This is a genomic window from Pseudonocardia sp. DR1-2, assembly GCF_023717215.1.
GTDB classification, from domain to species: Bacteria; Actinomycetota; Actinomycetes; order Mycobacteriales; family Pseudonocardiaceae; genus Pseudonocardia; species Pseudonocardia alni.
The window spans coordinates 562,511-581,181 of sequence record NZ_JAMQOF010000003.1 but is presented as its reverse complement, the minus strand read 5'-3'; the positions used below and the strand labels follow the sequence as shown (position 1 = coordinate 581,181).

The window sequence follows — 18,671 nt, the reverse complement described above, 5'->3', positions numbered from 1 at the left end:
ACCTCCCGGGTACAAGATCGTCCGGGTGCGCGGACGGTACCGTCCGTCAACCGCTCGACGATTCCGCGTCACGGCCGTGTTTCGAGTTCTGCCGAAACCGTTGTCCAGCGGTTACCGTCCCGTCCGGACATGCGCCGCCGAGCGGTGGCGCCGGAGGGGGAGGTCACCTCGTGCGGATCAACCAGCGCATCGGAGGCAGGAGCCGGTACGCGACCGCGATCGCGCTCGTGGCCGCGGCGGCACTCACGCTCGCGGGCTGTGCCCGCGACACCGGCGGGGGCGGCGGCGCCCAGGCCGGGGAGTGCGAGCGCGTCGCGCCGCCGTCGGTCCCGGCCGCGTCGGCCCAGCCGGCGCCGGAGGCCCCGAAGGCGGACGCGAGCCGGCTCAAGGTCGGGCTGGCCTACGACATCGGCGGGCGTGGCGACGCCTCGTTCAACGACGCGGCGGCCGCCGGCCTCGACCGCGCCGTCGCCGAGCTGGGGCTCCAGAAGGCCAACACGCGTGAGGCGACCGCCCAGGCGGGGGAGAGCGAGGACGCGGGCACCAACCGCCTCCGCCAGCTCGCCCAGGGCGGGTTCAACCCGATCGTCGCGGTCGGCTTCAACTACGCCACCGGCGTGAAGACCGTCGCGACCGAGTTCCCGAACATCCAGTTCGCCATCGTCGACGACGACACGGTCGACCTGCCCAACGTCAAGCCGCTGGTCTTCGCCGAGGAGCAGGGCTCGTTCCTGGTCGGCGCCGCGGCCGCGCTGAAGACCTCGGCCTGCAAGGTCGGGTTCATCGGCGGCGTCGACAACCCGCTGATCCAGAAGTTCGACGCCGGCTACGAGCAGGGCGCCAAGGCCGTCGCGCCGCAGATCGACGTCGAGTCGGCCTACATCTCCCCGGCCGGCGACTTCACCGGCTTCAACGACGCCACCCGCGCCACCGAGATCGCGTCCGGCCAGTACGACGGCGGCGCCGACATCGCCTTCGCCGCGGCGGGCCAGTCGAACCAGGGTGTCTTCGCGGCCGCGCAGACCGCGCAGAAGAAGGCCATCGGCGTCGACTCCGACCAGTACAACTCGCCGCAGCTGACGCAGGTCCGCGACACGATCATGACGTCGATGATCAAGCGGGTCGACGTGGCGGTCTACGACTACATCAACGCGGTCGCGGGCAACACCGTCGCGCAGCTCCCGGCGCGGTTCGACCTCGCCAACAACGGTGTCGGCTACTCCACCTCCGGTGGCCAGGTCGACGACATCGTCCCGCAGCTCGAGGCGTACAAGGCCGCGATCATCGCCGGACAGATCCAGGTCAAGTCCACCAAGTGACCGACCAGCCCGACGCGGTCGCACTCCGCGGGATCACGAAGCGCTTCCCCGGCGTCGTCGCGAACGACGGCGTGGACCTCACCGTCACCCACGGTGAGGTCCACGCCCTCTGCGGCGAGAACGGCGCCGGCAAGTCGACCCTGATGAAGATCCTCTACGGGATGCAGACGCCCGACGAGGGCACGATCGTCGTCGACGGGGCGGAGACGCACTTCCGCAGCCCCGCCGACGCCATCGCCGCGGGGATCGGGATGGTCCACCAGCACTTCATGCTGGCCGACAACCTGACCGTCGCCGAGAACGTGCTGCTCGGCGCCGAGCGCCTGCACGGCATCGGGAAGGCGGCCCGGGCGCGGATCACCGAGCTGTCCGCGACCGTCGGGCTCGCCGCCCGGCAGGACGCGCTCGTCGAGCACCTCGGCGTCGCCGACCGGCAGCGCATCGAGATCCTCAAGGTGCTCTACCGCGGCGCCCGCACGGTGATCCTCGACGAGCCGACCGCGGTGCTGGTCCCGCAGGAGGTCGACGAGCTGTTCGCGACCGTGCGCACGATGCAGGGCGACGGCTACACGTTCCTGTTCATCTCGCACAAGCTCGACGAGGTCCGCGCCGTCGCCGACCGGATCACCGTGATCCGCCGCGGCCGCACGGTCGGCACCGCGGACCCGCGGACCGTCACCAACCGCGAGCTGGCGGAGATGATGGTCGGCTCGGAGCTGCCCTCGCCGGAGACCCGCGAGTCGACCGTGACCGACCGCGAGGTGTTGCGCGTCGAGGGCCTCGGGCTGGCGAGCCCGGACGGCGGCCGCGACCTGCTCGACGGGGTCGACCTCGTCGTGCACGCCGGTGAGGTGCTGGGCATCGCCGGCGTCGAGGGCAACGGCCAGACCGAGCTCGTCGAGACGGTCATGGGGATGCGCCGGCACGCCCGTGGCCGGGTGCTGCTGAACGGCACCGACATCTCGGCGACGTCGACGATGGCCCGCCGCGAGGCCGGCATCGGCTACGTCCCCGAGGACCGGTCCCGCCACGCCCTGCTCGGCGAGCAGCCGCTGTGGGCGAACCGGATCCTCGGGTTCCAGTCCCGGCCGCCGATCGCCCGGCGCGGGCTGCTGGACACCGCCGCCGCGCGCACCGACACCGAGCGGATCGTGCGCGACTTCGACGTCCGCACCCCCGGTATCGACGTCATGGCGGCCGCGCTGTCCGGCGGCAACCAGCAGAAGCTCGTCGTCGGACGGGAGCTGTCCGGTGACCCGGTGCTGCTCATCGCGGCCCACCCGACCCGCGGCGTCGACGTCGGCGCGCAGGCAGGCATCTGGGCCGAGCTGCGCCGCGCCCGCGCGGCCGGGCTCGCGGTGCTGCTGGTCTCGGCGGACCTCGACGAGCTGATCGGCCTGTCCGACACCCTCGCCGTCATCTCCGGCGGGCGGCTGGTCGGCACCGCCGATCCCGCGACCGTGACCCCCGAGGAGCTGGGTACCAAGATGACCGGAGCCGCCACGTGAGCCGGCTGCGGGGCGCCGTCGTCGCGCCCGTCCTGGCGATCGCGGTCGCCGCCCTGCTCTGCGGGGTCGCCCTGGTGATCAGCGGGGCGTCACCGTGGACGGCGGTCACCACCATCCTCGCGCAGGTCGGGTCGGGCACGGTCGTCGTGGACACCGTGAACTCCGCCGCCGTCTACTACCTCGCCGCCCTGGCCGTCGCGATCGGCTTCCAGATGCGGCTGTTCAACATCGGCGTCGAGGGCCAGTTCCGGGTCGCCGCCTGCGTCGCCGCGATCGTCGGCGGGACGGTGGCGCTCCCGCCGGTCCTGCACACCGTGCTGATCATGGTGGTGGCGCTGCTGACCGGCGCCGCCTGGGTCGCGATCCCGGCGCTGCTCAAGGCCTACCGCGGCGTCTCCGAGGTCATCTCGACGATCATGCTGAACGCGATCGCCACCGGGCTGATCGCCTACCTGATCCGCGCCGAGACCTTCGGCGAGCTGCGCGGCAACAACATCACCACCCCGCCGATCCCCGAGTCGGGCTGGTTCCCCGGGATCCCGGTCGGCAACGGCGCGATCTTCGGGATGGTGTTCGTCGCGGCCGCGCTGGGCATCGGCTACTGGTTCCTGCTCGGACGCACCCGGTTCGGCTTCGAGCTGCGCGCCTCCGGCGAGTCGGCGACGGCCGCCGCGACCGGCGGGGTGAACGCGCGCCGCACGATCGTCGTCGCGCTGCTGCTCTCCGGCGCGGTCGCCGGGCTGGTCGGGTTGCCCGAGCTGCTCGGGCGCGACCACGCCTACACGCTGTCCTCGCCGCAGGGCTACGGCTTCACCGGCATCGCGATCGCGCTGCTGGGCCGCAACCACCCCGTCGGCATCGCGCTGGGCGCGCTGCTGTGGGCGTTCCTGGACAAGTCCGCGGTGGCGCTCGACGTCGTCGGCATCCCGCGGGAGATCGTGCTGATCATGCAGGGCCTGATCGTGCTGTCGGTGGTCGTCGCCTACGAGGTCGTCCGCCGGGTCGAGCGCCGGGCCGAGCAACGGCGGGTCGCCGCGGCGGCCCCCGCACCGCAACCCGCGGAGGTGTCGTCGTGACCGCGGTGCTGGATCGTGCACGGTCCCTGCCCGGCTGGGCCCGGTCGGCGCTGATCGCGGCCGCGCTGGTCGCTGTCCTGTCGGTCACGGTGACGCTGACCGGCCAGACCCAGCTGACCTCCGGCGGCACCGCGTCCGCCGCGGTGCGGCTGGGGCTGCCGATCCTGCTCGCCGGCCTGGGCGGCCTCTGGGCCGAACGCGCCGGGATCATCAACATCGGCCTCGAGGGCATGATGGTGCTCGGCACCTGGGGCGCGGCCTGGGCCGGCTACCAGTGGGGGCCGTGGGCGGCGATGCTCGGCGGGCTGGTGTTCGGCGCGCTCGGCGGGCTGCTGCACGCCGTCGCGACGGTCACGTTCAACGTCAACCACATCGTCTCCGGCGTCGCGATCACCCTGCTCGGGACGGGGCTGACGAAGTACCTGGCGACGCTGGTGTTCACCCCGGTCTCGCAGAACCCGCGCCAGTCCCCGCGGCTGGAGGGCTTCACCGAGTTCTCGATCCCCGGGCTGTCGGAGGGCCTCGCGGCGCTGGAGGCCCAGCAACGGGTGTTCGTCTCCGACCTCGCCGGGTTGCTGTCCGGGCTGGTCACCGGCCTGACGCCGATCCTGGTCATCGGGGTCGCGCTGGTCCCGGTGAGCTACCTCGTGCTGTGGCGGACGGCGTTCGGGCTGCGGCTGCGCAGCGCGGGCGAGTCGCCGGTCGCGGCGGAGTCGCTCGGCGTGAACGTGGTGCTGCACAAGTACGTCGCGGTCACGATCTCCGGCGCGCTCGCCGGGCTCGGCGGTGCGGCCCTGGTGCTCAACCCCGGCCAGCTCGGCTACCTGGAGAACCAGGTCGGCGGGCGCGGGTACATCGGCCTCGCCGCGATGATCTTCGGCAACTGGCGGCCCGCCGGGCTGCTCGTCGGCTCGGCGCTGTTCGGTTACGTCGACGGCCTGCAGCTGCGTGCCGGCGGTGAGGCGGTGCACGCGCTGCTCTACGGCGCGACGCTGGTCGCGGTCGTCGTCGCGGTGCTGTGGGCGATCCGCCGGATGTGGACCGCCGCCGCCGTCGCGCTCGTCGCGGGGCTGCTGGTCTACGCGGTCTACTGGTCGGTCGACACCGTGCCCAGCGAGTTCGCCTCCTACGCCCCGCAGCTGGTCACGCTGATCGTGCTCGCGGCGGCCTCGCAACGACTACGACCACCGGCCCGGCTCGGCGAGCCGTACCGGCGCGGGGAGGGCCGCTAGATGGCAGGCGGGGGACCGTCCGGAGCGGGCGCGGACATGGTGCCGCCTGACGCACCGGTCCCGGACTGGGACGCCCTGCGGGCCGCCGCGGTGCAGGCCGCGGCCTGGGCGTACGCGCCGTACTCCCGGCTGCACGTCGGCGCGGCCGCACTCGTCGACGACGGGCGGGTGGTCACCGGCTGCAACGTCGAGAACGCCTCCTACGGCCTCGGCGTCTGCGCCGAGGTGACCCTCGCCGGGCAGCTGCGTCTCTCCGGCGGCGGACGGCTGCTCGCGGTCGCCTGCCGCTCCGGCGACGGTGACCTGCTCATGCCGTGCGGACGCTGCCGCCAGGTGCTCCACGAGTTCGGCGGCGCCGCCCTGCTCTGCGACACCCCGCGCGGGGTGCTGCCGTTCACCGAGGTGCTGCCCGACGCGTTCGGCCCGGAGGACCTCCCGTGAGCTTCTCCGCGGTCGAGGTCATCGCGGCCAAGCGCGACTGCCGCACGCTGTCGAAGGCCCAGATCGACTGGGTGGTCGACGCCTACACCCGCGGCGAGGTCGCCGACGAGCAGATGGCCGCGCTGGCCATGGCGATCCTGCTCAACGGCATGGAGCCCGGCGAGATCGCGCACTGGACCCAGGCGATGATCGACTCCGGCGAGGTCCTCGACTTCGGCGACGTCGGACGCCCGCTGGTCGACAAGCACTCCACCGGCGGCGTCGGGGACAAGATCACGCTGCCGCTGGCGCCGCTCGTCGCGGCCTGCGGGGCGGCGGTGCCGCAGCTGTCCGGCCGCGGGCTCGGCCACACCGGCGGCACCCTGGACAAGCTGGAGGCCATCCCCGGCTGGCGCGCCTCGCTGACCACCGACGAGATCACCGCGCAGCTGCGGGAGGTCGGCGCGGTCGTCTGTGCGACGACGCCCACGCTCGCCCCCGCCGACAAGCGGCTCTACGCACTGCGCGACGTCACCGGCACCGTCGAGTCCGTCCCGCTGATCGCCAGCTCGATCATGAGCAAGAAGCTCGCCGAGGGCACCGGCGGGCTGGTCCTCGACGTGAAGGTGGGGTCCGGCGCGTTCATGAAGACCCTGCCGCGCGCCGGGGAGCTCGCCGACGCGATGACCGCGATCGGGGCCGCCCACGGCCTCCCGACCACCGCGCTGCTCACCGACATGTCCCGCCCGCTGGGCCGCTGCGTCGGCAACGCCCTGGAGGTCGCCGAGTCGGTCGAGGTGCTGCGTGGTGGGGGACCGGCCGACCTGGTGTCGCTCACCGTCGCGCTGGCCACGGAGATGCTCGCCCTCGCCGGTCTGCCCGACGCCGACCCGGCCGCCGTGCTCGCCTCCGGTGCCGCGTACGACGTGTGGGAGCGGATGGTCGCCGCGCAGGGCGGGGACCCGTCCGCGCCGCTGCCGGTGGCCACGCACGTCGAGACGGTCGTCGCCGAGCGGTCCGGGATCTTCGCCGGGGCCGACGCACTCGCCGTCGGCACCGCGGCCTGGAAGCTCGGCGCCGGGCGCGCCCGCAAGGAGGACCCGGTGCAGGCCGGGGCCGGGGTCCGGCTGCTGGTCGACCCGGGCGACGAGGTCCGTCCCGGCACCCCGCTCGCCGAGCTGCACACCGACGACGACGCCCGGCTCCCCGCCGCCCGCCGGCTGCTCGCCGGCGCGGCGCTGATGATCACCACGGACCCGCCGCCGGCACGCGACCTCGTCCTGGACGTCCGCCGGGCCGGCTGACCGGACGCCACTCGTCGCTGCGCCGTGACGTGCGCCCGGTGCGCCCGCCGGGTGGGCCGGGTACGACGGCCGGGCGGGCGTCGGCGCGAGGATTCCGATCCGGCACGATGGACCACGATGCGTGAGGACCGACGAGCGGCGGAGCGGGCGCCCCATCCCGCGGTGGTACGGCGCGAGCCGTTCCCCCGACCGGTGATGGGCGCGGGGCACCGCCCGGCCCCGCGGACGCCCCCGGAGGGTGCCGCGGAGGTGACCCGTCCGCTGGGCTCCGGCGGCCGTCCCGCCGACGGCACCGGGCCCGGCCGGGTGCCCGACGCGGGCGAGCCGACCGCGCCGCTCGCCCGGCCGGCCGAGCCGCCCCGGGCCGCGGACGGCGCGACGCCCCCCGCGGGCGCTCCCGCACCGGACCGGGGCATGGTCCCCGGGGCACCCGCCCCCGGGGCCGCCCCGGGCGGGGACGCGGCGACGCCGTCGGGCGGCGCGGAGCACACCGGGTCGCTGGTGCGCTCCTCCGGGATGATCGCGATCGCCAGCCTGGTCAGCAGGCTCACCGGCTTCGTCCGGAACCTCGCGCTGGTCGCGGTGCTGGGGTTCGCGGTCGTCAACGACTCCTACACGATCTCGAACACCCTGCCGAACATCGTCTACGAGCTGCTGCTCGGCGGGGTCCTGACCAGCGTGATGATCCCGGTGCTGGTCCGCGCCCAGGCCGAGGACGCCGACGGCGGCGAACGCTTCACCCGGCGTCTGCTCACCGTCGTCGGGGCCGCGTTGCTGGTCGCGACCCTGATCGCGATGGCCGCCGCCCCGCTGCTGACCCGGCTCTACCTCGGCTCGGGCGACACCGGGCAGGCCAACCCGGCCCTGGCCACGGCGTTCGCCTGGCTGCTGCTGCCGCAGATCTTCTTCTACGGGATCGGCGCGCTGCTCGGCGCGGTCCTGAACTCGAAGCAGGTGTTCGGGCCGTTCGCCTGGGCGCCGGTGCTGAACAACGTCGTGCTGCTCGGCGTGCTGGTCGTCTACGTGCTGGTGCCGGGGGAGATCTCGGTCGACCCGGTGCGGATGGGGGACCCGAAACTGCTCGTGCTCGGGGTCGGGACGACGCTGGGCATCGTCGTGCAGGCACTGGTGCTGATCCCGTTCATGCGCCGGATCGGGTTCCGCTACCGCCCGGTGTGGGGCTGGGACCCGCGGCTGTCGCTGGCCGGCGGGATGGCGCTGTGGATCGTCGCCTATGTGCTGGTCGGGCAGGCCGGCTACATCGTCACCACCCGGGTCGCCGCGTCGGCGTCCGAGGGGTCGGTCGCGACCTACATGAATGCGTGGCTGCTGCTGCAGGTCCCGTACGGGGTGCTCGGGGTGTCGCTGCTGACCGCGCTGATGCCGCGGATGAGCCGGGCCGCGGCGAAGGGCGACGTCGACCAGGTCGTCACCGACCTCTCGCTCGGCGCGCGCCTGTCCACCGTCGGGCTCGTGCCGATCGCGGCCGTGATGACGGCGTTCGGCCCCTCCCTGGGCACCGCGCTGTTCTCCGTCGGCGCCGGCAGCGGTACCGGTGCCGAGCGGCTCGGCCAGGCCGTGGCCTGGTCGGCGTTCGGGCTGCTGCCCTACGCGGTGACGATGCTGCAGATGCGCGTGTTCTACGCGATGACCGACTCCCGCACCCCGACGCTCGTCCAGGTCGGCATGGTCGGGGTCAAGATCCCGCTGCTGCTCGCCTGCCCGCTGCTGCTCCCGCCCGAGCAGGTCGTCCTCGGCCTGGCCGCGGCCAACGGGCTCTCGTTCGTCGGGGGCGCGGTGCTCGGGCAGTGGCTGCTGCGCCGCCGCCTCGGGCGGGCCCGCTCCGGCGAGGTCCTGGTGTGCCTGGCCAAGGTCGCGTCCGCCTCCGCGGTCGCCGCCGCCGTCGCCTGGGGGCTCACCCGGCTGCTGGGCCCGGTGCTGGCGGACTGGCCGGACGTGGCCCGCGCCTGGACCCTGCTGGTCGGGGGCGCGCTGATCGCGCTGCCGCTGGCCGTCGCCGGGATGCGGGTGCTGAAGGTGTCCGAGCTCGACGCCGTCTTCCGCCGCCTCGCCCGCCGCTGACCCTCAGACGACCGGCGGCGCCGCCCGCTCCGGTGCCCGCGGGGCCGCCGGCGACGCCGGTGCCCGCGGGGCCGGCGCGGCAGGAGGGGCGGGCAGCGGCGCCCGCTGCGCGAACGCGAACCACAGGTAGCAGAGCCCGGCCACGAACAGCAGCCCGGTGACCACACCCTCCAGCTGCAGCGGCGTCGTCCCGGCGACCGGGCCCGGCAGGAACACCACGGCGACGACGAGGGCGTACAGCAGCGGGTCGGCGGCGCGCAGCAGCCGCACCGTGCGCGCCGCGGTCCCCTGGCGGTGGCGCAGGAACAGCAGCGACTCGACCAGCCCCACCGTCCCGAGCAGGCCGAACGTGATCCGCCACATCAGGCCGTTGCCCGCGGCCAGCGTCGAGCCCAGGCCCATCAGGCCCGGCAGGAAGAAGTGCAGCGCCACGTGCAGGGTGCTGCGGTGCAGCAGCGGGTCGCTGCGCCATCCGCCGTGGGACAGCCCGAGCACGGTGAACCACAGGCCGAGCAGCGTGAAGCTGATCGAGCTGAGGCTCTGGTAGAAGCTGAGGGCAGGATCCACGACGACCTCCGTCCACCGGCAGCGGTGCGGAGAGGATGGGGCCGTCGCGGCCGGTTGTCACCGGCCGATCGGCCCACCCGGTGTGCCGGGCCCGGACGCACGCACGCCGCGCCCCGGGGTGCGGGACGCGGCGTGCGCGGTGTCGTGCCGGGGCCGGCGGCTCAGTCGTCCGGGTCGTCGCCGACCAGGTCGGCGGCGGAGGCACCGTTCTGGCTCTTCACCGCGACCTTGGCCCGGCCGCGGCGCTGGGCCGGGCGGGGCGGGGGCGGCGGGGCCTGCTGGGCGTACTGCCCACCCCGGCCCATGATCAGCTCCGCGAACGTCGCCATGGCCTCGTCGAGCTGGCTGGCGTTGCGGCGCTCGGACTCGGCGTTGGCCTTGGTGACCAGGTCGGTGACCGAGCCGGTGTCCGGACGGTCGCGCAGCACGGAGTCGAGGCCGGCCAGCCGGTCGTCGACGCCCGCGGAGAGCGTCGAGACGTCGCCGGACAGCTTCTCCAGGCGGGTGTCGACCTCCCCGGTCAGCTTGTCGAGGCGGCCGTCGACGTCGCCGGTCAGCTTGTCGAGCTTCCCGTCGACGCTCTCGCCGAGCGCGTCGAACCGGCCGTCGACGGCCTCCGACAGCGACGACAGCCGCTCGGTGACCGAGCCGTCGAGCTCGCCCAGGCGGTCCTTCAGGGACCCGCCGAGCTTGCCGACCCGCTCCTTGACCGACCCGTCCAGGTCGGTCAGCTTGCCGTCGAGACCGGACTCGACCGAGTCGAGCCGGGTGCCGACCTCCTCCAGACGGGCGGAGAGGGCCTCCAGCCGCTCGGTGAGGGCGTCGAACGCCGGGGCCGGGTCGACGGCCGGGCGCTGGGCCAGGTCCTCCAGGCGGCGGTGCAGGCCCACCGAGGTGTCGCCCAGCAGGTTGCGCAGGCCCTCGCCGGTCTCCTCGAAGGAGTGCACGGCCGCGTCGAGCTGCTCGCGCACCTGACGCTCGACGCCGTCGACACGCTCCTTGATCGGGGAGGCGACGGCGTTCGGCATCGCGTCGAGCCGCATCTCGTGCCGGTCGAGGCGGTTGTCCAGGTCGTCGAGGCGCTTGTGCAGGCCGCCCAGGCGGTCGTCGAGGCCGTCCATCCGGCCCGAGACGCCCTCGAGGCGCCCGCCCATGCCGTCGAGCCGCCCGTCGAGCTGGGCGATCGGCTTGGCCAGCTTGTCCGGCAGGGACTCGATGGCCCGGGTGATCGCGCCGAGCACGATCTCGGTGTTGTCGAGCTTGGACACGGTCTCGTCGAGGCGCTCGGCCAGGACGTTCAGCTCGGTCCGGTCGGGGAGTTCGGTGAGCTTCTTGCGCACGGTGCCGATGGCGTCCAGGGCCGCCAGCCGGGCGTGGATCTCGTCGAGGGAGTCGAAGATCTGCTGCTGTTCGCTGTCACGGATCTCGGCCGCTCGCATGAGCATGCCGCGCATCCGGTCGAACGAGAGGTTCGAAGTGTCGCTCATGGCACCTGCTGCGCTTCCTCTGAGCCAAGTGGGGAGTGCCCAGAGGGTAGCGACCGCCGTACGAGGGTCGACGGACGGTGTTGTGCTGAGCCGTCCGGGGCATGTCTCCGCACCCGGATCGGGTCGATCATGGCAGGTCCGGGCGCCGGTCGTCGCGCGCCACGCCGCTCGGTACCGTGCCCGAGTGGCAGATCCCACCGCTCCCGTCCCGGTCACCCGCGACGCCGTCCGCCGTGCCCCCAAGGTGCTCCTGCACGACCACCTCGACGGCGGCCTGCGGGTCGGGACCGTCGTCGACCTGGCCCGCGAGTACGGCTACGACAAGCTCCCCACCACCGACCCCGGCGAGCTCGCGGCCTGGTTCCTCGGTGCCGCCCACTCCGGCTCGCTGGTCCGCTACCTCGAGACCTTCGGGCACACCGTCGCCGTGCTGCAGACCCGCGAGGCGCTGACCCGGGTCGCGGCCGAGGCCGCCGAGGACCTGGCCGCCGACGGCGTCGTCTACGCCGAGGTGCGCTTCGCCCCCGAGCTGCACGTCGAGGGCGGTCTGGACCTCGACGCCGTCATCGCGGCCGTCCTCGACGGGTTCCGGATCGGCACCGCCCGCGCCGCGGCGGCCGGGAACACCATCCGGGTCGGCACCCTGCTCACCGCGATGCGGCACGCCGCCCGGTCCCGGGAGATCGCCGAGCTGGCCGTGCGCCACCGCGACTCCGGCGTGGTCGGGTTCGACATCGCCGGCGCCGAGAAGGGGTTCCCGCCCACCCGCCACCTCGACGCGTTCGAGTACGTCCGTCAGCAGAACGCCCACGTCACCATCCACGCCGGTGAGGCGTTCGGGCTGCCGTCGATCTGGGAGGCCGTGCAGTGGTGCGGCGCCGACCGGCTCGGACACGGCGTCCGGATCGTCGACGACATCACCGTCACCGACGACGGCCCGCACCTGGGCCGTCTCGCCGCCTGGGTCCGCGACAGCCGCATCCCGCTGGAGATGTGCCCGACCTCGAACGTGCACACCGGCGCCGCGTCGTCGCTGGCCGAGCATCCCATCGGGCTGCTCACCGACCTGCGGTTCCGGGTCACGGTCAACACCGACAACCGGCTGATGTCCGGCTGCACGATGACCAGCGAGATGTACGACCTGGCCGAGACCTTCGGCTACGGCTGGGACACCCTGCGCTGGTTCACCGTCAACGCGATGAAGTCCGCGTTCATCGGGTTCGACGAGCGTCTGGCCCTGATCGAGGACGTCATCAAGCCCGGGTACGAGGCCCTGTCGCGCTAGTGCTCCCGCAGCCGGGCCTCGAGCCCGGCGACGAGCTCGCCCCAGGACTGCGCCTCCTGGGTGAACGGCGGGCTGGGCGCCATCCGCGTCGGGTCCGGTCGCACGACGAACGACACGAGCCAGCCGAGGCTGTTGGACTCGGCGAGGACCTCGGCGGGCTCGGGGTCCCCGGCCCACTCGCCGACGTCGGTCAGCAGCTCCGAGGCCAGGTCGAGCTGGACCGGGTCCAGGTCGAGCACGCCCTCGGCGAGGTCGGGGCCGATCCCGGTCAGCACGTAGGTGTTCATGTCCTCGACGCCGCCGTCGAGCTCGCCGACGGCGGCCGCGTCGAGCACCTCGGCGAAGGTGACGGCCGCGGTCAGGTCGGTCCCGGCCACGGCGGGGTGCTCCCGGTCGGCCAGCGCCCGGAACAGCGCACGCTCGGAGCCGAACACGTCGATCCGGCCGTCGGAGCCGAGGAAGACCGGCTTGTCGTCGAGGTAGCAGCGCAGGCTGACCACGGAGCGGTCGCCGACCTCGATGCGGATCGGGTCGATGCCGACCTCGGCCCAGAAGCCGGTCGGCTCCTCCTCGGCGGTGTCGGCGTCCTCGGTGCCCGCGGCGAGCGCGGCGGCCTCGAGGGCCTCGTCGTCGTCGAGGGGCTGCTCGGCGACACGGTCGCGGAGCTCCTGCTCCTCGGCGCGCGCCTTGTCCAGCGCCCCGGCGTCGACGTCCGGGGTGGCGACGAGGTCGTCGACGGTGTCGACGATCCCGTCCCAGTGCGTCGCGATCGCCTCGGACAGCGCGGTCCAGCGCTTGGCGCCGTCACGTCCGGCGAAGGCCTGCTCGCCCTCGCGGAGCAGCGCGAACGTGGGCTCGCCGTCGAGCGCGGCGATCACGTCGGAGAGGTCGCAGACGTCGGCCAGCGACCGGACGATCGAGACGGTCTCGTGCAGCTCCTGCACGGTCAGCGCGTCCGGGTCGGCGGCGGCCAGCTCCGGCAGACCGACCAGGTCGTACCGGTGGACGGCGTCGGGGGTCAGCTCGGCGACCGCGAGCCCGGGGACCGCCGACCACGCGGGGTGGTCGGTCAGGTCGTGCTCGGGTGCGGTCCGCACGAACGCGGCGAGACCGGCCACCTCGTCGAAGACGAACACGTGCTCGTCGTCGCCGAGGAAGGCTTCCCACTCCTCGCCGTCCTCGCGCCATGGGGGAGCCCACAGGGTGACCACGTCGCCCCGGGTGAGAGCGAGCCGGATCGGGACGATGTCGCTTGCCACGGGGCGAGCCTATCGTCGCGTCCTTCCGCCGGCCGGTCCCACCACCTCGGGTGTCGCCGGCCCGGCGGATCACGGTCGTGCGGGGTCAGGCCTGGGAGTGCAGTCGGACCACTCCGATGGACACGTCCTCGAGTCCACCCCGGTCGAAGTCGCGTCGCAGCTGGTCGGCCTTGATGGTCGCCGTCATCCCATCGAACGGGCCGTGCGCGTCCACCTCCCCGGTCTGCGGGTCCACCGCCAGAACAACGTATCCGTCGCACTGCGTGAGCTTTTCCGCAGCAGCGATCAACGTCTGCTCCTCGGAAGTCGTGTTCTCCGGCATCGGATCACCTCCTTGTCGTCTAGTACAGCGTCGGCGGTGCCCTCGATGTGACACCGTTTCGGCCATACCACCCGTTCGGGTCAGGTGAATCGCGAGATCGGCGACCGCGCGTGCTGATCGTGGCACTCCACGCGGTCGATCACGCGATCCGGGGAACCGGACGTGTCCGACCGGCCACCGTTGGTGATCACGGTTCCGCTCGGGGATCGGCTGTCACGCAAGGTCTGCGACGGTGTCCGCGGCCTCACCCGGGAGGACGAGGAGGTGCATCCGGCCGGTCCCGGCGTCACCCGTCGGTGAGCGCGTGCTTCTCACGCTTCGTGAACCGTGACACGCATCCGTGTCAACGTCCGCGAGTGACGTCCCGGTGTCCGTCCGGTCACGGGACGGCATCGTCGCAGGACACGGAGCGCGTCCGGCCGTCGGGTCCCACGGCCCGGCGGGGCGACGGCACCGGATCGGTGGGCCGGGCGCCTCCTCACGGGGGATCTCCTCGCGGCCCGGCCGCCGTAGGCTGTGCGCCCGTGGACACGATCGTCGTCGACCACCCGCTCGCGCGGGCCCGGCTCAGCACCATGCGGGACGCCCGCACCGACAACGCCACCTTCCGGGCGGCGTTGCGCGAGCTCACCCTGATGCTGGTCTACGAGGCCACCCGCTCGGCGCCGCTGGCCGAGGACCGGATCCACACCCCCGTCTCGCGCACGGTCGGCCACCGGCTCGCCGTCCCGCCGGTGCTCGTCCCCGTGCTGCGGGCCGGGCTGGGGATGGCCGAGGCCGCGCTGAACCTGATCCCGGACTCGCAGATGGGCTTCGTCGGCATGGCCCGCGACGAGACGACCCACCAGCCGGTGCCCTACATGGAGTCGCTGCCCGACAGCCTCGTCGGGCGGCCGGTGTTCGTGCTCGACCCGATGCTGGCCACCGGCGGCTCGATGGTGCACACCGTGGAGCTGCTGACCCGCCGTGGCGCCGACGACGTGACGGTCCTCTGCGCGCTGTCCGCGCCGGAGGGCGTGGAGCGGCTGCGCGCGTCCGGGCTGCCGGTCCGGATGGTGACCGCCAGCATCGACGAGCGGCTCAACGACTCCGCGTTCATCGTCCCCGGCCTCGGCGACGCCGGGGACCGCCAGTTCGGCGCGGTCTGAGTCCGCCGTGAGGCCCTCCCGCCGCATCCTCACCGGGGTCGTGGCGACGGTGGCCGCGGTCGCCCTGTCGGCGCTGCCCGCGGCGGACCGGCCGGAAGACGCCGAGGTGCCCGCCGCCGTCGACGAGCCCGGGGTGGTGCGGGTGATGCCGCTGGGCGCGTCGTCGACGGTCGGGGTGGGGAGCCCGGCGACGGCCGGCTACCGCCTCCCGCTGTGGCAGCGCCTGGCCGCCGACGGCGTCCGCATCGACTACGTCGGCTCCCGCAGCTCCGGGCCGGACGCGCTGCCCGACACCGACCACGAGGGCCGCTCCGGCTGGACGGCGGCCCGGATGGTGCCGATGACGGGCGGCTGGGTGCTGGCCGCGCAGCCGGACGTCGTGCTGCTGCACGCCGGGACCAACGACCTGCTGCAGGGCGCGAGCGCGCGGGCGACGGCGGCGAGCCTGGACCGGCTGCTGGACCGCGTGTTCGCGGCCGCACCGCACACCCACGTGATCATGGCCGGGGTGTGGGCGCCGCTGCCGAAACAGCGGGCCGAGCGGGCGCGGCTGGCCGAGTACCTGCCCCGGGTCGCCGCCGCGCACCGGGCGGCCGGGCACTCGGTGGAGTTCGTCGACACCGCCACCCTGTTCCCCGCCGGGCGGACCGCGGACGGCCTGCACGCCGGACCGGGCGCCTACCGCACGATCGCGTCGGTGTGGGCCGACCGGATCGAGGCGCACCTCGGGATCGGGCCCGCCACTGGGCGCCGGTAGCTCAGCCCTCCGGCATGACGGTCGCGGCCACGACCGCGCCCAGCTCGCGGCACGCGGCCCGGGCGGCGGCGTCCGGGGGACCCGCGACCTCGACCGGCGCGGCCGCCGCGGTCCAGCCCATCGCCCCGGCCACCGTCGTCACCGAGCGGGTCGCGCCGGAGGTGTCCGAGCCGCCGTGCACCCACAGCCCGTAGGGCAGGCCGCGGGTGTCGTCGGCGCAGACGTAGAAGACCTGGTCGAGGAAGTGCTTGAGCGCGCCGGACATGTAGCCGATGTTCGCCGGCGTCCCGAGGACGACGGCGTCCGCGGCGAGCAGGTCGCTCGCCGTCGCGGCCAGGGCGGCGCGGGCGACGACCTCCACCCCGGTGATGTCCGGGTCGGACGCGCCCGCGCGGACCTCGGCGAGCAGCTCCGCGGTGGCGGGGGACGGCGTGTGGTGGACCAGGAGCAGGCGCGCGCTCATCCGGCGAGCATCCCGTCGACCTCCGTGCGCAGCGCGTCGAGGCGCTCCGCGGCGACGGCCCGCGACGCCGGCACCGCGGCCACGTCGCCGGTGGGGTCCTCCACGACCTCCAGGTAGGCCTTGAGCTTCGGCTCGGTCCCCGACGGGCGGATCACCACGCGGGTCCCGGGGCGCCGCAGCCGCAGCACGTCGGGGGCCGGGCGGTCGGCCTCCCAGCCGGCCGGGGGTGCGTCGCGCAGCCGGGCGACGGCGGCGTCGCGCTCGACGGGGGCCATCCGGATCGAGACCCCCCGGGTGGCGTGCACGCCGAACTCCGCGGCCAGCTCGTCGAGCCGCCGCGGCACCGACGACCCGGCCGCGGCGAGCCCGCGCACCAGGTCCGCGGCGACGACGGCGGCGGAGACGCCGTCCTTGTCCCGGACGCCGTCGGGGTCGACGCAGAGCCCGATCGCCTCCTCGTAGCCGAAGACGAGCCCGTCGCCGGCCCGCACGATCCACTTGAACCCGGTGAGGGTCTCGGCGGAGCGGGCCCCGCGGGCGGCCGCGACCCGGGCGAGCATCGACGACGACACGACGGTCGTCGCGACCAGCGGGTCCGCCGCGGTCCCGGTCCGCAGGAGGTGGTCGCCGAGCAGCACGCCGGTCTCGTCGCCGGACAGCATCCGCCAGCCGTCACCGAAGGCGACGCCGAGCGCGCACCGGTCGGCGTCCGGGTCCAGCGCGACGGCGAGGTCCGCGCCGCTCCGGGCGGCCAGCGCGAGCAGCGCGTCGGTCGCGCCGGGCTCCTCCGGGTTCGGGAAGGCGACCGTCGGGAAGTCGGGGTCGGGCACGGCCTGGCTCGCGACGACGGCGACGTCGAGCACCCCGGCCCGGGCGAGCGCGGCGACCGCGGTCGCGCCGCCGACGCCGTGCATCGGGGTGAGCGCGATCCGCGGCGCGGGCACCCCGGTGTTCCGCGACAGCGTCGCGACCCGGTCCAGGTAGGCGCCGGTGACCTCCGCCGGGTCCGGCAGCGGCCCGAGCGGCACCGACACCGCGGGCGGGGCGGCGGTGATCGCGTCCTCGATGGCGGCGTCGTCGGGGCCCACGAGCTGCGCGCCGTCGGCGAGGTAGACCTTGTAGCCGTTGTCCGCGGGCGGGTTGTGCGAGGCGGTGACGGCGATCCCGGCGACCGCGCCGAGGTGGCGCACGGCGAAGGCCACCAGCGGGGTGGGGACGGGGCCGTCGAGCAGGGTCACGGTGAACCCGGCGCTGGTCAGCACCCGGGCGGTGGCCTCGGCGAACGCCGCCGACCCGTGCCGGGCGTCCCGGCCGACGACGACCCGCCCGGTGCCCGTGGTCCGGGTCAGGTGGGCGGCCAGCCCGGCGGTCGCCCGGGTCACGACGGCGACGTTCATCCCCGACGGCCCGGCCCGCACCGGCCCCCGCAGCCCGGCGGTGCCGAAGCGCAGCGGCCCGGACAGCCGGTCGGCCAGCTCGTCGCCGGCCGCCGCGGCGCCGTCGCCGCCGGCCATCGCGGTGGCCAGCACGCGCTGCAGCTCGGCCCGGGTGGCCGGGTCGGGGTCGTCGGCGATCCAGCGCAGCGCCGCGTCGCGCAGCGGCCCCGGGAGCACCATCAGATGCGGCCGACGAGGTCGCGCAGCAGCGAGCCCATCCGGGTCGCCGCCGCGGCGCCGGCGTCGAGGACCTCCTGGTGGTTCAGCGGCTGCCCGGACAGGCCCGCGGCCAGGTTGGTGACCAGCGAGATGCCGGCGACCTCCAGCCCGGCGGCGCGGGCGGCGATCGTCTCGGCGACGGTGGACATCCCGACCAGGTCCGCACCCAGCGTGCGCAGCATCCGGATCTCGGCCGGGGTCTCGAAGTGCGGACCGGGCAGCCCGGCGTAGACGCCGTCGACCAGCGACGGGTCCAGCTCGCGGGCGGCGGCGCGCAGCCGCGGGGAGTAGGCGTCGGTGAGGTCGACGAAGTGCGCGCCGTGCAGCGGCGAGCGCGCCAGCAGGTTGAGGTGGTCGGAGATCAGCACCGGCTGCCCGACCGACAGGCCCTCGGTGATGCCGCCCGCCGCGTTGGTCAGCACGACCGTGCGGACACCGGCCGCCGCGGCGGTGCGGACGCCGTGCACGACCGGGTCCATCCCGTGGCCCTCGTAGAGGTGGGTGCGCCCGAGCAGGACCAGCACCCGGGTGTCGCCGATGCGCAGCGAGCGGGCGGTGCCGCCGTGGCCGACCGCGGACGGCGCGACGAACCCGGGCAGCTCGGCCATCGGGACCTCGGTGTCCGGGGTGCCGAGGACGTCGGCGGCCGGACGCCAGCCGGAGCCCAGGACCACCGCCACGTCGTGGGCGTCGGTGCCGGTGCGGCGGGCGAGCTCGGCGGCGGCGGCGTGGGCGCGAGCGGTGGGGTCGGCGGTGTCGGCCATGCGCGCCAGCCTAGGGGGCGCCG

At 74.6% G+C, this 18,671-nt stretch carries 17 protein-coding genes; 10 read left to right on the top strand and 7 right to left on the bottom strand.

The features are described 5' to 3' along the window. The first annotated feature begins 170 nt into the window (after positions 1-170). The 7 genes from ND486_RS11500 (at position 171) to murJ (ending at position 8,941) form a co-directional block, all read left to right on the top strand. Positions 171-1,319: a BMP family ABC transporter substrate-binding protein gene (locus tag ND486_RS11500; RefSeq protein WP_224401467.1), complete on the top strand. Its 1,149-nt coding sequence runs from the start codon at positions 171-173 to the stop codon at positions 1,317-1,319. Further along, entirely contained in the window at positions 1,316-2,827 is a 1,512-nt protein-coding gene (locus ND486_RS11495) for an ABC transporter ATP-binding protein (protein ID WP_224401468.1), read from the top strand. The genes ND486_RS11500 and ND486_RS11495 overlap by 4 nt, the downstream gene beginning before the upstream one ends. Next, positions 2,824-3,903, top strand: a complete 1,080-nt coding sequence (locus ND486_RS11490) for an ABC transporter permease (RefSeq protein WP_062397669.1) — start codon at positions 2,824-2,826, stop codon at positions 3,901-3,903. Before ND486_RS11495 ends, ND486_RS11490 begins: the two co-directional genes overlap by 4 nt. Then, a complete protein-coding gene (locus tag ND486_RS11485) occupies positions 3,900-5,135 on the top strand; it encodes an ABC transporter permease (RefSeq protein WP_251784340.1) in 1,236 nt (411 codons plus the stop codon). Before ND486_RS11490 ends, ND486_RS11485 begins: the two co-directional genes overlap by 4 nt. 36 nt (positions 5,136-5,171) lie before the next feature. After that, a complete protein-coding gene (locus ND486_RS11480) occupies positions 5,172-5,576 on the top strand; it encodes a cytidine deaminase (protein ID WP_251784339.1) in 405 nt (134 codons plus the stop codon). Next, complete coding sequence (locus ND486_RS11475; RefSeq protein WP_251784338.1) at positions 5,573-6,859, top strand: thymidine phosphorylase; 1,287 nt, start codon at positions 5,573-5,575, stop codon at positions 6,857-6,859. Before ND486_RS11480 ends, ND486_RS11475 begins: the two co-directional genes overlap by 4 nt. 249 nt (positions 6,860-7,108) lie before the next feature. Beyond that, positions 7,109-8,941 (top strand): murein biosynthesis integral membrane protein MurJ, encoded by a 1,833-nt coding sequence (gene murJ, locus ND486_RS11470; protein WP_251784337.1) that lies wholly within the window; start codon positions 7,109-7,111, stop codon positions 8,939-8,941. A 3-nt stretch (positions 8,942-8,944) separates the two neighbouring features. On the opposite strand, the gene ND486_RS11465 is transcribed toward murJ, so the two are convergent. Beyond that, complete coding sequence (locus ND486_RS11465; protein WP_251784336.1) at positions 8,945-9,508, bottom strand: hypothetical protein; 564 nt, start codon at positions 9,506-9,508, stop codon at positions 8,945-8,947. A gap of 161 nt (positions 9,509-9,669) precedes the next feature. Continuing rightward, positions 9,670-10,995, bottom strand: coding sequence for a PA containing protein (locus ND486_RS11460; protein ID WP_251784335.1), 1,326 nt, complete (start codon positions 10,993-10,995; stop codon positions 9,670-9,672). Between the two features lie 184 nt (positions 10,996-11,179). Between ND486_RS11460 and ND486_RS11455 the strand changes: the two genes are divergently transcribed. Then, positions 11,180-12,280, top strand: a complete 1,101-nt coding sequence (locus ND486_RS11455; protein WP_251784334.1) for an adenosine deaminase — start codon at positions 11,180-11,182, stop codon at positions 12,278-12,280. Here ND486_RS11455 and ND486_RS11450 read toward each other — a convergent pair. Further along, complete coding sequence (locus ND486_RS11450; RefSeq protein ID WP_062397654.1) at positions 12,277-13,539, bottom strand: hypothetical protein; 1,263 nt, start codon at positions 13,537-13,539, stop codon at positions 12,277-12,279. The two genes, ND486_RS11455 and ND486_RS11450, sit on opposite strands and share 4 nt — an antisense overlap. Positions 13,540-13,624: 85 nt before the next feature. Further along, positions 13,625-13,861, bottom strand: a complete 237-nt coding sequence (locus ND486_RS11445) for a hypothetical protein (protein ID WP_010230125.1) — start codon at positions 13,859-13,861, stop codon at positions 13,625-13,627. A 524-nt stretch (positions 13,862-14,385) separates the two neighbouring features. Between ND486_RS11445 and upp the strand changes: the two genes are divergently transcribed. Continuing rightward, positions 14,386-15,009: a uracil phosphoribosyltransferase gene (upp, locus tag ND486_RS11440; protein ID WP_062397653.1), complete on the top strand. Its 624-nt coding sequence runs from the start codon at positions 14,386-14,388 to the stop codon at positions 15,007-15,009. A 7-nt stretch (positions 15,010-15,016) separates the two neighbouring features. Beyond that, on the top strand, positions 15,017-15,766 hold the full coding sequence (locus ND486_RS11435) for a GDSL-type esterase/lipase family protein (protein WP_251784333.1): 750 nt from the start codon (positions 15,017-15,019) through the stop codon (positions 15,764-15,766). Between the two features lies 1 nt (position 15,767). On the opposite strand, the gene ND486_RS11430 is transcribed toward ND486_RS11435, so the two are convergent. The 3 genes from ND486_RS11430 to ND486_RS11420 are packed head-to-tail and all read right to left on the bottom strand — an operon-like array spanning position 15,768 to position 18,648. Then, complete coding sequence (locus tag ND486_RS11430; RefSeq protein WP_208826259.1) at positions 15,768-16,229, bottom strand: flavodoxin family protein; 462 nt, start codon at positions 16,227-16,229, stop codon at positions 15,768-15,770. Continuing rightward, a complete protein-coding gene (locus tag ND486_RS11425; protein ID WP_251784332.1) occupies positions 16,226-17,845 on the bottom strand; it encodes a phospho-sugar mutase in 1,620 nt (539 codons plus the stop codon). Before ND486_RS11425 ends, ND486_RS11430 begins: the two co-directional genes overlap by 4 nt. Then, positions 17,845-18,648 carry a purine-nucleoside phosphorylase gene (locus ND486_RS11420; RefSeq protein WP_208826263.1) on the bottom strand — a complete coding sequence of 268 codons (804 nt, stop codon included), beginning with the start codon at positions 18,646-18,648 and terminating at the stop codon, positions 17,845-17,847. Before ND486_RS11420 ends, ND486_RS11425 begins: the two co-directional genes overlap by 1 nt. Between the last annotated feature and the right edge of the window lie 23 nt (positions 18,649-18,671).

What these genes read in the sequence shown, in the direction of transcription:
- ND486_RS11425 (WP_251784332.1), bottom strand. Translation starts at nt 17,845, where the DNA reads ATGGTGCTCCCGGGGCCGCTGCGCGACGCGGCGCTGCGCTGGATCGCC.
- ND486_RS11420 (WP_208826263.1), bottom strand. Translation starts at nt 18,648, where the DNA reads ATGGCCGACACCGCCGACCCCACCGCTCGCGCCCACGCCGCCGCCGCC.
- ND486_RS11445 (WP_010230125.1), bottom strand. Translation starts at nt 13,861, where the DNA reads ATGCCGGAGAACACGACTTCCGAGGAGCAGACGTTGATCGCTGCTGCG.
- ND486_RS11460 (WP_251784335.1), bottom strand. Translation starts at nt 10,995, where the DNA reads ATGAGCGACACTTCGAACCTCTCGTTCGACCGGATGCGCGGCATGCTC.
- ND486_RS11480 (WP_251784339.1), top strand. Translation starts at nt 5,172, where the DNA reads ATGGTGCCGCCTGACGCACCGGTCCCGGACTGGGACGCCCTGCGGGCC.
- ND486_RS11430 (WP_208826259.1), bottom strand. Translation starts at nt 16,229, where the DNA reads ATGAGCGCGCGCCTGCTCCTGGTCCACCACACGCCGTCCCCCGCCACC.